Here is a 12,360-nt window from a genome sequence, read left to right as displayed (position 1 = left end):
CGGCGTTCGTGAAGGTTTTCGAGATCGTGACCTCGACATCGGGCCCGCGCGTCGTGCGGATTCGGGACGCCGACCGCCCCGGTGACCTGGGCGCGGTCGCCGCGCTGCACGGGGTGCTGTACAGCCGCGAGTACGGCATGGACGCCACGATGGAGGCGTCGGTGGCGGCCGGGATGGCCGAACTGGTGCTGGCGCGGGCCCGGGAGGGGGACGACGGGCCCGGGCGGATGTGGGTGGCCGACGACGGCGAGCGGGTCCTGGGCGCGGCGGGGTTGACCCGTGAGGAGCACGGCCTGATGCGACTGCGCTGGGTGATCCTGGATCCGGTCGCCCGGGGGCACGGCGTGGGCCGCGCGCTGCTCGACGTCGCGCTGGCCGAGGGCCGCCGGCGCGACGCGGCCGGGGTGTACCTGTGGACCATCGCGGGCCTGGGCGCGTCCCGACACCTGTACGAGCAGGCGGGTTTCACCCCGACCGAGGAGCGCCCCGCGCGCACGTGGGGGATCGATGTCGTGGAGCAGCGGTTCGACCTGAAGTGGTGAGCGGTAGGGGGTCGGAGCGGCCTGGTGAGGTGACCTCCACGGCCGAGCCGGATCCACGTGCCCCGGACCGCGTCGTCGGCTCGCCGAACGAACCGGGCATGCGGTACGCCACCGCGCGCGGGTGGGCCCGGTGTTCCTCGAAGCGGCCGGCAAGGACGTCGTTCTCGTCCATCGGTCCCACATCTTCGTGGTGTCGTGTCACGGACACGACCGACGGGAGCGAGGCGATGTGACGGAACGGACGATCGAGCCGGCCGGCGAGGGCCCGGCCCGGGTGCTCAGCGCAGCGGCAGGCACACCCACACGGTCTTGCCGCCGGTGGCGTCCGGCTGGATCCCCGCGTAACCGCCGGCCTCGGCGACCAGGGTCTTCACGATCAGCAGGCCGCGGCCGCTGTCGTCGTCGACCGTCTCCACCAGGGCCTTGGGGCAGAACGGATGTCGGTCGTGCACCCCGACCTGGAGCGCCCCCTCGGCCGTGCCGCGCACGGTCACCGCGATGGCGGGGGTCAGTACGCCCGCGTGTCGGACCGCGTTGGTCACCAATTCGGAGACCACCAGGCGCAGGGTGTCCACAAGATCGCCGTGGGCGGGCATGCCCCACTCGACGGCGATCGCGACCACCTTGCGGCGGGCCGCGGACACCTCCGCCTCGTGTGGCGGCAGGTCGAATCGACACACCGGATGGGCATCGTTGAGCACGGTCATGCCGCGCCTCCCGAGCCGGTGGCGGTCACGTGACGGACGGACACGGCACCGTTGCGGCGCCTGGTGTGGCTCATGATGTCCCCGATGGCGGGTGTACGGATCTTCCGAGGGAATTCCCTCGGAGCGTACCGATTCCGACACCCGCCGCGTCCAGTTTGCGACACTTCCACGCCTCCCTCGGCGGGGCGTTCGGGGGCGCGCGCCGGCGAAACGCCCTGGCGGGCGCGCCGCCCACGCACAGCGTGCGCCAGGGGCGGCCGAACCGGGTCCACCCGTACGCGTGATTCGTGTTTCGCGCGCCCGCCGCTCCGCGGTCGACCGGGCCGAGCCGGGCACCGGGCGGTTGGCGTTCGTCACGGCGTGGGCGGATGTACGTCCGTGCCGGTCAGGTGCGGGCGGACCAGGACCTTGACGTGTTCGTCGGGGCGGCCGAGGGTGTCGATCGCCGCGGCCACCCCCTCGAAGCCGACCTGACCGGTGATCAGCGAAGCCGCGTCCACACTGCCGGCGGCGATCCGGGCGAGGGTCTTCGGGTACTCCTCGGGCGGATAGGTCAGGCACATCTTCACCGTGAGGTCCTTGTAGATCCCCACCACCGGCCGGAAGGTGTCCTCGGTCATGCACACCCCGATCAGCAGCACCGTGGCGCCGCGGGGTGCGGCGTAGGTGATCCGGTCGAACATGCCGGCCTTGCCGGAGCACTCGAAGACGGTCGGTGCCCATCCCGGCTCGGCGCTCTCGCGCCACGCGTCGAACGGATCGCGCTCGGCCGGGTCGACCACCACGTGTGCGCCGAACGCGCGGGCGAGTTCGCGCCGGCGCGGCGAGGGTTCGGAGACGACGACGGGCGCGACACCGCGTTCGATCAGACCGGCGATCGCGCCCAGGCCGATCGGGCCGGCGCCGATCACGATCGCCGAGCCGCCGCGTTCGGCGCCGGAGCGGGCCACGTTGCCGAAGCCCACCGCCAGCGGCTCGGTCAGCGCCGCGACGTGCGGCGGCACGTGTCCGGGCACCTTGACCAGCGCCGCGGCCTGCATCACCATGCGCTCGCCGAAGCCGCCGGGGAAGGTGTTGGAGAAGCCGATGGTGCGCAGTACACCGCCGCCGTCGAGCGCCCACGGCAGCCCGACCACCACCTCGCCCGGCTCGAACCCGGTCACCCCGGGGCCCGGGCGGACCACGCGCGCGGCGAGTTCGTGGCCCATGACCAGGTCGGCGTCGGGGTCGAAGACGAACGAGGGGGTGTCCGAGTCGATCGAGGCCCGGAGGAATTCCGCGGTGTGCCTGTACGCGGACAGGTCCGAGCCGCAGATCCCGCAGGCCACCGTCTCCACGAGGACCTGACCCTCGCCGGGTTCGGGGGCCGCGATGTCCTCGACGGTGAATGTGCCGCCGCGCAGTACCGCTGCTCGCATGATGGGCGTCTCCCTGCCTGGGCTTCGGGTGGATGGGTCTCGGGTGTGACGACCGGTCAGGACGCCGGCGGGGTCATCGCCGCCACGACGGCCTGGCGCAGGGCGCCGATGAAACGTTCGCTGTTCTCGTTCGCCCAGGCCATCGAGGCCCGCCGGGGGCGGTTGGCGCCGGTGAAGTGCGGCACCACGTACTCGGCGAACAACTCGTAGCTGCGCCACTTGTCGGCCGGCCGGGCGATCGGCAGGTCGAGCAGCAGCAGCGTGCCGAAGCCGCCGGACCGCTCCGCCATCGCGGTGATCCGTTCGATCGCCTGCGCGGGAGTGCCGATCATCGCGACGCCGAAGGTGGGGAAACCCTCGCCGGTCCACCGCGTGATCGCGGCCGCGGGCGTCGCCCCCCACGGCATGGTCGTCCCGGACAGGCCCTGGATGTAGTCGACGAGGTGGTGCACCCCGTACTCGGCCTGCTCGCGCGCCGCCTCGACGGTCTCGGCCAGATGCATCGGGACGACCAGGCGCCAGCGTTCGCGGTCGGCGACATGGCCGTGCTCGGCGCAGGTCTCGGCGTACACGTCCCAGTTCGTCGCCAGCGCGGCGAAGCCGGACGGGTCGGCGGCGGCGAGCGAGAGCAGGCCCATGCCGTGCGTGCCGGCCTGGACCGATCCGGACGGGGAGACGGTGGAGGCGCACACGGTCTCGATGCCCGCGCGGGTGTACGGGCCCAGGTGCAGCCGGGCCTGCTCCAGCGTGAACCAGTCGGTCTTCATGGTCACCGTCTCGCCGCGCAGGAGCGGGACGATCGCGGCCAGCGCCTCGGCCATCATGCTCCGCTGGCGCATCGGGTCGATGCCCATCATGAAGGCGTCCGAGGCCAGTTGGCCGGGCCCGGAGCCGAACATCACCCGCCCGCGCGACTGTTGGTCGAGCTGCACGATGCGGTCGGCCAGGACCAGCGGGTGGTGGTACGGCAGCGAGTTGACGCCGGTGCCGAGCCGGATCCGGGTGGTGCGCTCGGCGGCGGCGGCGATGAACACCTCGGGGGAGGCGATCGTTTCGTAGCCGGCCGAGTGGTGCTCGCCGATCCACGCCTCCTCGAAGCCGAGGGTGTCCAGGTGCCCGACCAGGTCGAGATCGCGGCGCAGTTGCAGCGCGGGGTTGCCGTCGATGCCGTGGTAGGGCGCGATGAACGCGCCGAAGCGGGTCGGTGGGGCGGCCTCTGACACGGGCGGGCCTTTCGTCGACGCGTGGAGCACTTTCATAGGACACAAGAACGTGCTTGGATGAGTTATGTCCTACATGGAGGATGGCGAGGAAACAAGGGGCGCCGGCCGGACGTCGCCCGGGTCGGCCGCGGGTACCTCGACCGGCCCGCGCACCCGGCGCACCGCCGACGGCGGGCCGAGTGCGCGCACGCTGCTGCTGACCGTGCTGGGGGAGTACGTGCGCTGGCCGGGGCACGACGGGGTGTGGTCGCCCACGGTGGTGGCCGCGCTCGACGCGCTCGGGGTCCCGGAGGCGGCGACCCGGCGGGCGATCACCCGACTGACCCGGGAGGGGTGGCTGTCGGTCCGCTCCGAGGGGCGCTACACCCGGCTGACCCTCGCGCCGTCGCTGTACCGCCTGCTGACCGGCTGGACCGAGCGGCTGGCCCGGGCGACCCGGGAGACGCCCTGGTCGGGCCGGTGGCAACAACTCCTGTTCCGCCCACCGGCGGCGCTGCGCGAGGCGCGGGCGGTGATCGAGGAACAACTCGCCTTCGAGGGCTTCGGCGACCTGGGCCGGGGCGTGTGGATCGCGGCCGACCCGGGCGGGGTGGACGCACTGCGCGCGTTGATCGCCGAGCAGGGCCTGACCGAACACGCGACGTGGATGACGTCGACCGTGTGCGACGCCGCGCGGGAACGGGCGCTGGTCGAACAGGCGTGGGATCTGGTCGCGGTGCGCACGATCCTGGACGACTTCGTCGCCCGCTTCGCCGACGTGCGCGCCGACTCCGACGAAGCGGCCTTCGTCCTGCGCACCCGCATGGTGCACGCGTGGCGCCAAACCTTCGAACGCGACCCGCGCCTGCCGGCCGCGCTCCTCCCGATCGACTGGCCCGGCGGCACCGCGAACGACCTGTTCATCACCACCTGGCGGCGGATCCACACCCCGGCCGCCCGCTGGTGGGCCGCGCTGGACCGCGACCCGAGACTGCCCTGATCCCGGCCGGTCCGGTCGAAGCCCCGGGCGCCGTGATCAGGAGGGGGTTTCGCTCCAGCGGTCGAAGGTCCTGCTCGCGCCGTCGTAGGTCAGCCAGGTCCCGTCACCGAGAGGGTGTACGTAGGCGGTGACGGGGCCGGTGGGGTACGTGACCGGGCCGCGGAGGGTGAGGGTTCGCGCGTCCAACAGCCAGTGCCGGGCCGGGCGATCCGCGTCGTCGTCGGCATCGATCGTGGTGGCGATGACCGTGTCGGTGTCCACGAAGCCGCAGGTGTGGTCCCACCAGGACGGGGACTCGTCGTCGTTCGGCTCCGGGTCTGCCTCGGCGAGCACCGTGCCGTCCAGGGCGTGGAGTCGCAGGTCGGCGCCGTTTTCTTCGACGGTCAGGAAGCCGTGGTGGCCCGCCTGGACGTCCATCAGGATGCGGTCCATGTCGTCGTTCAGGTCCCACCCGGTCAGCGTGTCGCCGTCCAGGCGCGCCCAGTGCAGCAGAACGCCGTCCTGGCCCATGCCGATGCAGAGGCCGACGTGGATCCCGTCCGGGTGGGCGAGTTGGTGTGAGCCGCCGGCCGCGCTGTCCAGCCGCATGCGGGCGAGTTCACGTCCGTCGCGGGCGTCCAGGACCACCCAGCACTCGTGCCAGTCGTCCCAGTCCACGTCGTGTCCGCCGCGCACGACGTGGGCCCAGACGTGTCGGCCGTCGTCGGAGACGTGACAGGAACCGCTTTCGAAGCCGCGGCACACCTGCTGTTCGTCGCCCGTGTGGGTGTGACCGCCGACCGGTCCCCAACAGCTGTGCCGGTACTCCCACAACCGCTCGCCGTCGGCGCCGACGGCCGTCACCGCACGCTGACCGGAGAACACCATGAACGACGCGTCGGGGCTCAGCGCGTCGGCGCCGTGGTCCCACCCGGGCCACGGAACGGGGAACGTGGCCCTCGGGGCGAGCGTGCCCGCGAAGAACTCGTCCACGTCGTGGACGTCCACCCGGTGCTCGCGCCGAACCAGGACGCGGCGTGACCCGTTCCCACGCTTGTCCACGGCATGTGTGTGGACCGGGGCATCCCCCGGCAGCCGCGCCGAGTCGCGCAGATGTGCGGTGATCGACATGCCGGAAAGCTAGCGAACGTCGGCGACAGGCGGTCATCCGGGCCGGCGGAGGGTGAACTCGTTGCCGTCGGGGTCGATCAACAGCACCCGGCCGTCGGCGTCCTCGGCGGCATCCGGGCGCGTCGCACCGAGCGAGATCAGCCGGGCGATCTCCGCTTCGCGGTCGGCGTCGGCGGGCAGCGCCAGCTCGAAGAACAGCCGGTTCGGGCCCGTCTTCGGCGCCACCGGGGGGCCGCCCCAGGTGATCTTCGGGCCGCCGTCCGGGGATTGGATCGCGGTCTCCTCGTCCTGGTCCCAGACCAGCGGCCATCCCAGCGCCTTGCTCCAGAAACAGCCGACCTCCCGCGTACCGTCACAGGAGAGCGCGCCGATGCGGCCGGGGCCGGTGTCGGAGAGGAACCTGTTGCCCGCCGCGATGACGCAGAACTCGTTGCCGTCCGGATCGGCGAGCACCACGTGGGTCTCCTCCGGGAGTTGGCCCACGTCGAGATGCCGGCCGCCCAGCTCGAGGGCCCGGGCCACGGTCTTCGACCGGACCTCCGGGGAGGCACTCGTCAGGTCGAAGTGCACCCGATTCCGACCGATCCTCGGCTCCCGGCTCGGCAGGAAGCGCACCCGAAACCCGGCAGGGTCGGGCGACAGGATCGCGACGTCGTCATCCGCGCCGTCGACGGCGCTCTCCCATCCCAGGATCTCCGACCAGAACCGCGCCAGGCCCGCCGGGTCGGTCGCGCCGAAGCAGACGGCGAACAGTCGACTGGTCATCTTTCGTGCGTCTCCGATCGACCGGCGGTCGCTTCGACGCCCGCCCGAGTCCGAAACGTGCAGCCTAGGCGCGACGCACGACCCCCGCATCCGAGTTTTCCGGACGGGCCTCGGGACCTGCGCGCCGTGCCACGAGGCGCGGGTCCCGAGGGGGAGGGCGGGGTCAGTTCGCGCGGGCGTGGAGTTCGGCCGCCGCGCGGTCGAAGGCGGAGTCCTTGTGGTGGGCGAACTCCTCGTCGGTGAAGACCGGTTCACTGATGTGTGGGGGGATTCCGGTGCCGTCGAAGGTGGTGCCGTCGCGGGTGCGGAAGACCTCGTTGGGGAGGCCGAGTCGCCAGCCGTTGGGGAGGGCCCGGTCGAGGACGTCGGAGAAGACGCCCTGGGTCGCCTCGCCGATGCGCACGGTGTGGCCCGGGCGGTTCATCAGGGACTGGGTGAAGGTCTCGCCCGCGCTGACCGTGGAGCCGCCGGTGAGGACCGCGAGCGGGCCGGTGTAGTGGGGTACGCCCGGAGCGGGGCGGACCCGGATGGGCTGGGCCGGGGTGAAGTGGGCGGGGTCGAGGGGGTCGTTGCGGGCCTGCTTGGCGTAGGCGAAGTAGGGGCGGTCGGTCAGGCGCGCGGCCAGGTTCAGGCCGAGGTTGTCCGCGCCGCCGCCGTTGACGCGCAGGTCGACGATCAACCCGCGCAGTCGGTGCACCCGTTCGGTGGTGAGGATGGAGTTCAGCGCCCGGTCGAGTTCGGCGGCGTTGACGGCGTAGCCGCCCCTGGGGTCCTCGACGTAGCCGAGGAAGCCGGAGACGCGCAGGTAGCCCTGGCCGTCGGGCAGGTCCGTGTAGCTGATCCGACCCTGGCCGTACTCGGTCAGCGGATGGTCGGCGCCCAGGTCGCGCTCCTGGATGTACGCCTTGATCCTCGCGTCGAGTTCGGGCGTCGGGGCGGTCGTGCCGGGGCGGGCCTCGGCGAAGAAGCGGTTCGGGCCGCCGTTCAGGTACAGGTGCGCGTCGTCGAGCGGGTCCAGCATCTCCCGGAAGATTCCGAAGAGTTCGTCGTCGGTGGTGTTCGGGCCGACCCGGGACCGGTATCGATCGCCGACGGACCGCCAGTCGACGCCCTTGGCGGCGAAGAACGGGTAGTTCTCGGCGAAGGTCCGATGGAAGACGTCGAACGTGGTGCGCGGGTCCCCGGGCAGGGGACGGGAGCAGGTCGCCGGCAGGGCCGCGACGCGGCGCAGGTTGCGGTGGTCCGGTGCGTCGGTGAAGTGCAGCGTGGCCTGCCCGCGGTTCGGGTTCACCCGTACGGCGAGGACGCGGCCGTTGTCGGCCTGGTAGCCGATCGTGTCGCCGTCCACCGTCGCGCGGGTCGCGGTCGAGCCCTTGAGGCAGCTGATCGCGGTGGTGTCGTACTGCTGCAACGTGCCGTTCTCGATGGTCAGCACGGTGCCGTAGCCGTCCACCCGCCAGACGCCGTCCTGGTGGGGTGACGGGCGCTCTCGTGGCGCGGTGTCGGCCGTGGCCGACGCGATGCCGGCGGTGGTCGCGAGCAGGGTGGCGGCGGCCACCGTCGCACAGGTGCCGAACAGCTTGGTCATCGTGGTTCCTGTTCCGATGCGGTACGAGCTTCGGTCGAACGATCGAATCGGTGCTTGTCTGTACGCACCAGAATCCGCCGGCTCCGGGCCGGCGCGACATCGCGCGAGCCGGTCTGTCTCGGGTGGGGGTAACCCCCGATCGGCCCGTCCCGCTTGCGAACGCATACCCCCTGCCCCTATGTTTTGTTCAGGCGTTCGTATGAAGATCTATTCAGACGTTACGATGTCGAAGCCGACCCGAGGTGGCATATGGGAATGACGACGGAGGCGGCCCGATGGCGCAGCCGGTGAACGCCGATCTGGTGGACTCGGTGCGGTCCCGACTGCCCGACGGCGGGCACCTGGCCGAGACGGCCGACGTGTTCGCGCTGCTCGGCGACCCGGGGCGCTTGACCCTGCTGGTCGCGCTCCTGGAGGGCGAGTTGTGCGTACGCGACCTCGCGGCCGCGTGCGGACAGGGCGAATCGGCCGTCTCGCACCAGTTGCGGCTGCTGCGCGCGCACCAGGTGGTGACGGTGCGCCGGGAGGGGCGACTGGCCTACTACCGCCTCGCGGACGCCCACGTGCGCCTGCTCCTGGACGTGGCGTTGGCGCACATCGGCCACGCCCCGGCCACCGATCACATCGGCTGCGCGACCGAGATCCCCGGAGGGGCCCGATGAGCACCCGCGATCACGACCACGGCGCCCCGGGCGGGCCCGGGACCACCGAGCCGGTCCGCGGCCCGGCCGCCGGCCCCGGCGACCACGGCCCCGGCGACCACGACCACGCGGCGCACGCCGGGCACGACCACGGCGGCGGCAGCCACGCCGGGCACTCGCACGGCGTCGCCGCCGACGCCGACCGGCGCTACCTGACCGCCGCCCTCGTCCTGATCGGCGCGTTCATCGTCGTCGAGGTCACGGTCGGCATCCTGGCCAGTTCACTGGCCCTGATCACCGACGCCGGCCACATGGTCACCGACGCGTTCGCGATCGGCCTGGCGCTGGTGGCGATGCGCCTGGCGGCCCGGCCCGCGCGGGGGCGGTGGACGTACGGCTTCAAGCGGGCGGAGATCCTGTCCGCGCAGGTCAACGGCATCACGTTCCTGGTGCTCGCGGTGTGGTTCACCTACGAGGCGGTGCGCCGGCTGATCACGCCGCCCGACGTCGAGGGCGGCCTGGTCATCGTCACCGCCGCGGTCGGCATCGTGGTCAACGTGATCGCGGCCTGGCTGATCTCCAAGGCCAACCGCTCCAGCCTCAACGTCGAGGGCGCCTACCAGCACATCCTCAACGACCTGTGGGCGTTCATCGCCACCCTGGTCTCCGGCATCGTGGTGCTCACCACCGGCTTCGCCCGCGCCGACGCGATCGCGTCGCTGGTCGTGGCGGCGCTGATGCTCAAGTCCGGCATCACGCTGGTCGGCGAGTCGTGGCGGATCTTCCTGGAGGCCGCCCCCACGGGCACCGACCCGGACGCGGTCGGCGCCGACCTGGCCTCGGTCGAGGGCGTCACCGAGATCCACGACCTGCACATCTGGACCATCACGTCGGGCTTCCCGGCGCTGTCCGCGCACGTCCTGGTCGAGCCCGGCGACGACTGCCACCGGGTCCGCGACCGGCTCCAGGGGCGGCTGCGCGAGCGGTACTCGATCACCCACACCACGCTCCAGGTCGACCACGCCGACCCGACGGTGTTGTCCATCGGTGCCACACGCGGCCACTGCGAGGACCCGCACGGGGCGGTACACACGCCCTGAGCGGGCGCGCCGAGGGCGACACACGATCGGGCCCGCGTACCTCGACGGTACGCGGGCCCGAAGCGGATGCCGGCGGCCGGCGAACGGGTCAGTTCGCGGCGGCGGCGCGCACGGTGCGCAGGCGCTCCGAGCGCAACTGCTCGTGCCAGTGGTCGCCCAGCGGGGTCAGCGGCACACCGGTGGCCCAGGTGAGCAGCAGGTCGGCCAGCGCCGGGTTGCGGGACATCACCGGACCGTGCATGTACGTGCCGATCACCCGACCCGCGTACGCGCCCTCGGTGCCGTCGCCCGTGCCGTTGCCACTGCCGTGGGTGACCCTGGCCAGCGGCTTGGCGCCGGGGCCCACGTACGTGACGCCCTGGTGGTTCTCGAAGCCGGACAACACCGGCAGTCCGAGGGCCGGGTCGACCTCGGCCAGCACCTCGCCGACGCAGCGCTTGCCGGGCGCGCCGCGGCCGGAGCGCACGTCGAGCAGACCCAGGCCCGCCTCGGGCTGGTCCAGGTCGTCGATGAACTCGGTACCGATGATCTGGTAGCCCGCGCAGACCGCGAGCAGCGCGGCGCCCGCGCCCACCGCGGTGGCCAGGCCCGGGTCGCGGCGCAACCGCTCCGCGGCCAGGCGCTGCGGCCGGTCCTCGCCGCCGCCGATCAGGTAGATGTCGCCGGACGTGGGCACGGGCTGGTCGGAGCGTACGTCGACGCGCTCGACCTCGATGCCGCGCATCAGCGCGCGCCGCTCCACGATCAGCGCGTTGCCCTGGTCGCCATATGTGCTGAGCAGGTCCGGGTAGATCCAGACCAGGCGCAGCCTGCTCTCACCGATCATGCCTGTGCCGCTTCCTTGATCGTCTTGCGCAGCTGTTGGAACGCCGTGTAGTTGGCGATGACCTCGATCTGGCCGGGCGGGCACGCCGCCACCGCCTGGGCGGCCGTCTCGAAGACCTGGAACTGCAGGCCCGCGACCTCCAGGCGGACCGCCAGGTCGAGGCGGCGCTGACCGAGGACGAACAGCGGACGGCCGGCGAGCTGGGTGAAGTCGACGTCCCAGATCCACGAGGTGTCCTTGCCGTCCGCGTCCAGCGCGTTGACGGACAGGATGACCGGCGTCGGCGGCGGGTTGATCAGCGAGAACGTCTCGACCCAGCCGGCGGGGTTCTTCGCGAGCAGCAGTCGCAGCTTGCGGCCCATGTAGTCGACCACGTCGTAACGACCGGCAACGGCCGTGACGTGCTTCATGCGCTCCAGGGCCGCCTCGACGGGCACGCCGAACAACGACGCTATGGCCGCCGCGGTGACCGCGTTGGCCCGGTTGGCCCGGCCGGGCAGTTGCAGGTGCAGCGGCCAGATCCGCCCGTCGGGGTCGACCATCTGCTCCCCGGCGAGCGACCACGTGGGGGAGGGGCGGCGGAAGTCGCACTGCGAGCAGAACCAGTCGTCGCCCGGACGCTGCATCACGCCACCGCACTGCGGGCAGGACCAGGAGTCCTCCTGCCAGGTCTGCCCGGCGGCGACCCAGAGCACGTCCTTGCTGGACGAGGCGGCCCACACGATCAGCGGGTCGTCGGCGTTGGCGACCACGATCGCGTCGCGCCCGCGCAGGCCCTCGCGCCACTTCTCGGCGAGCATGCGGGTCTCGGCGGCCCGGTCGAGCTGGTCACGGGAGAGGTTGAGCAGCGCGATGGCCACCGGGTCGGAGTCGCGGGCGACACCGGCCAGGTACTTCTCGTCGACCTCGATCACGCCGTAACGCGCCTCGTCGCCCGCGCCGGCCAGCGCGGAGGTGATTCCCGCAGGCATGTTCGCGCCCAGCGCGTTGGACACCACGGGACCCGCGGCGCGCATCGCCTCGGCGACCAGGCGCGTGGTGGTGGTCTTGCCGTTGGTGCCGGAGATCAGCACCACCTGCAACCCCACCGACAACTGCGCGAGCAGGTCCGGGGCGAGCCGCAGCGCGAGCTTGCCGCCGATGACCGAACCGCTGCCCTTGCCGGCACGCCGTGAGATGGCCGCGGTCACCCGACTCGCGGTGATCGCCAATTTGGAACGCGGCGGCAACGCCTCGGGGGAGCGCCGCGGCGCGGCCCCCTGGCCGGGAACGCTATTGCCTGACATCGAAGAAGGTTCCTCCAAGCGACGGCCCCGACCGGCGGTGGCCCATGACCGGGTGTACCGGCCGCCACCCTATCGAGATCATCCGCCCTTCCGTCGCCGGCGACGGTGTGTACGGGATGTGCATGAGAGGGGACGCCCGCGCCGGTCGTCGCGGTTGCGGTCGAGCCGGTCGGCT

General features: G+C 72.2%; 12 protein-coding genes. 4 read left to right on the top strand and 8 right to left on the bottom strand.

Going from position 1 to position 12,360, the window contains the following annotated elements; genetic code table 11:
- Nucleotides 1-26: 26 nt before the first annotated feature.
- Entirely contained in the window at nt 27-542 is a 516-nt protein-coding gene (locus EMA17_RS28055; RefSeq protein ID WP_126639925.1) for a GNAT family N-acetyltransferase, read from the top strand.
- A 278-nt stretch (nt 543-820) separates the two neighbouring features.
- On the opposite strand, the gene EMA17_RS28045 is transcribed toward EMA17_RS28055, so the two are convergent.
- The 3 genes from EMA17_RS28045 to EMA17_RS28035 form a co-directional block, all read right to left on the bottom strand.
- Nucleotides 821-1,249, bottom strand: a complete 429-nt coding sequence (locus EMA17_RS28045; RefSeq protein WP_126639924.1) for an ATP-binding protein — start codon at nt 1,247-1,249, stop codon at nt 821-823.
- A 353-nt stretch (nt 1,250-1,602) separates the two neighbouring features.
- Complete coding sequence (locus EMA17_RS28040) at nt 1,603-2,667, bottom strand: zinc-binding dehydrogenase (protein WP_126639923.1); 1,065 nt, start codon at nt 2,665-2,667, stop codon at nt 1,603-1,605.
- A 56-nt stretch (nt 2,668-2,723) separates the two neighbouring features.
- Entirely contained in the window at nt 2,724-3,890 is a 1,167-nt protein-coding gene (locus tag EMA17_RS28035; RefSeq protein ID WP_126639922.1) for an LLM class flavin-dependent oxidoreductase, read from the bottom strand.
- Between the two features lie 64 nt (nt 3,891-3,954).
- Here EMA17_RS28035 and EMA17_RS28030 point away from each other — a divergent pair, with 64 nt between their 5' ends.
- Nucleotides 3,955-4,869: a PaaX family transcriptional regulator gene (locus EMA17_RS28030; RefSeq protein ID WP_126639921.1), complete on the top strand. Its 915-nt coding sequence runs from the start codon at nt 3,955-3,957 to the stop codon at nt 4,867-4,869.
- A gap of 36 nt (nt 4,870-4,905) precedes the next feature.
- Here the strand turns inward: EMA17_RS28030 and EMA17_RS28025 are convergent, their stop codons facing one another.
- The 3 genes from EMA17_RS28025 to EMA17_RS28015 all read right to left on the bottom strand — a co-directional run bounded on the left by EMA17_RS28025 (nt 4,906) and on the right by EMA17_RS28015 (nt 8,332).
- Nucleotides 4,906-5,979, bottom strand: a complete 1,074-nt coding sequence (locus EMA17_RS28025) for a hypothetical protein (protein WP_126639920.1) — start codon at nt 5,977-5,979, stop codon at nt 4,906-4,908.
- 33 nt (nt 5,980-6,012) lie between these two features.
- Nucleotides 6,013-6,744, bottom strand: coding sequence for a VOC family protein (locus EMA17_RS28020; protein WP_126639919.1), 732 nt, complete (start codon nt 6,742-6,744; stop codon nt 6,013-6,015).
- 163 nt (nt 6,745-6,907) lie between these two features.
- Nucleotides 6,908-8,332 (bottom strand): S41 family peptidase, encoded by a 1,425-nt coding sequence (locus EMA17_RS28015; protein ID WP_126639918.1) that lies wholly within the window; start codon nt 8,330-8,332, stop codon nt 6,908-6,910.
- A 275-nt stretch (nt 8,333-8,607) separates the two neighbouring features.
- On the opposite strand from EMA17_RS28015, the gene EMA17_RS28010 reads away from it, so the two are divergent.
- Nucleotides 8,608-8,994, top strand: a complete 387-nt coding sequence (locus EMA17_RS28010) for an ArsR/SmtB family transcription factor (protein ID WP_126639917.1) — start codon at nt 8,608-8,610, stop codon at nt 8,992-8,994.
- Nucleotides 8,991-10,073: a cation diffusion facilitator family transporter gene (locus EMA17_RS28005; protein ID WP_126639916.1), complete on the top strand. Its 1,083-nt coding sequence runs from the start codon at nt 8,991-8,993 to the stop codon at nt 10,071-10,073. The genes EMA17_RS28010 and EMA17_RS28005 overlap by 4 nt, the downstream gene beginning before the upstream one ends.
- 88 nt (nt 10,074-10,161) lie before the next feature.
- On the opposite strand, the gene EMA17_RS28000 is transcribed toward EMA17_RS28005, so the two are convergent.
- Nucleotides 10,162-10,896 carry a type 1 glutamine amidotransferase gene (locus EMA17_RS28000; protein ID WP_126640106.1) on the bottom strand — a complete coding sequence of 245 codons (735 nt, stop codon included), beginning with the start codon at nt 10,894-10,896 and terminating at the stop codon, nt 10,162-10,164.
- Nucleotides 10,896-12,185, bottom strand: coding sequence for a MurT ligase domain-containing protein (locus tag EMA17_RS27995; RefSeq protein ID WP_126639915.1), 1,290 nt, complete (start codon nt 12,183-12,185; stop codon nt 10,896-10,898). Before EMA17_RS27995 ends, EMA17_RS28000 begins: the two co-directional genes overlap by 1 nt.
- Between the last annotated feature and the right edge of the window lie 175 nt (nt 12,186-12,360).

The organism is Embleya hyalina (genome assembly GCF_003967355.1).
In the GTDB taxonomy this organism is placed as follows: domain Bacteria; phylum Actinomycetota; class Actinomycetes; order Streptomycetales; family Streptomycetaceae; genus Embleya; species Embleya hyalina.
The sequence above is the reverse complement of the archived record's forward strand: the minus strand, read 5'-3'. Positions and strand labels throughout refer to the sequence as shown.

Excerpts from the sequence above, each read along its gene's own strand:
- EMA17_RS28045 (WP_126639924.1), bottom strand. The coding sequence starts at position 1,249 with ATGACCGTGCTCAACGATGCCCATCCGGTGTGTCGATTCGACCTGCCG.
- EMA17_RS28040 (WP_126639923.1), bottom strand. The coding sequence starts at position 2,667 with ATGCGAGCAGCGGTACTGCGCGGCGGCACATTCACCGTCGAGGACATC.
- EMA17_RS28030 (WP_126639921.1), top strand. The coding sequence starts at position 3,955 with ATGTCCTACATGGAGGATGGCGAGGAAACAAGGGGCGCCGGCCGGACG.
- EMA17_RS28025 (WP_126639920.1), bottom strand. The coding sequence starts at position 5,979 with ATGTCGATCACCGCACATCTGCGCGACTCGGCGCGGCTGCCGGGGGAT.
- EMA17_RS28020 (WP_126639919.1), bottom strand. The coding sequence starts at position 6,744 with ATGACCAGTCGACTGTTCGCCGTCTGCTTCGGCGCGACCGACCCGGCG.
- EMA17_RS28015 (WP_126639918.1), bottom strand. The coding sequence starts at position 8,332 with ATGACCAAGCTGTTCGGCACCTGTGCGACGGTGGCCGCCGCCACCCTG.
- EMA17_RS28010 (WP_126639917.1), top strand. The coding sequence starts at position 8,608 with ATGGCGCAGCCGGTGAACGCCGATCTGGTGGACTCGGTGCGGTCCCGA.
- EMA17_RS28005 (WP_126639916.1), top strand. The coding sequence starts at position 8,991 with ATGAGCACCCGCGATCACGACCACGGCGCCCCGGGCGGGCCCGGGACC.
- EMA17_RS27995 (WP_126639915.1), bottom strand. The coding sequence starts at position 12,185 with ATGTCAGGCAATAGCGTTCCCGGCCAGGGGGCCGCGCCGCGGCGCTCC.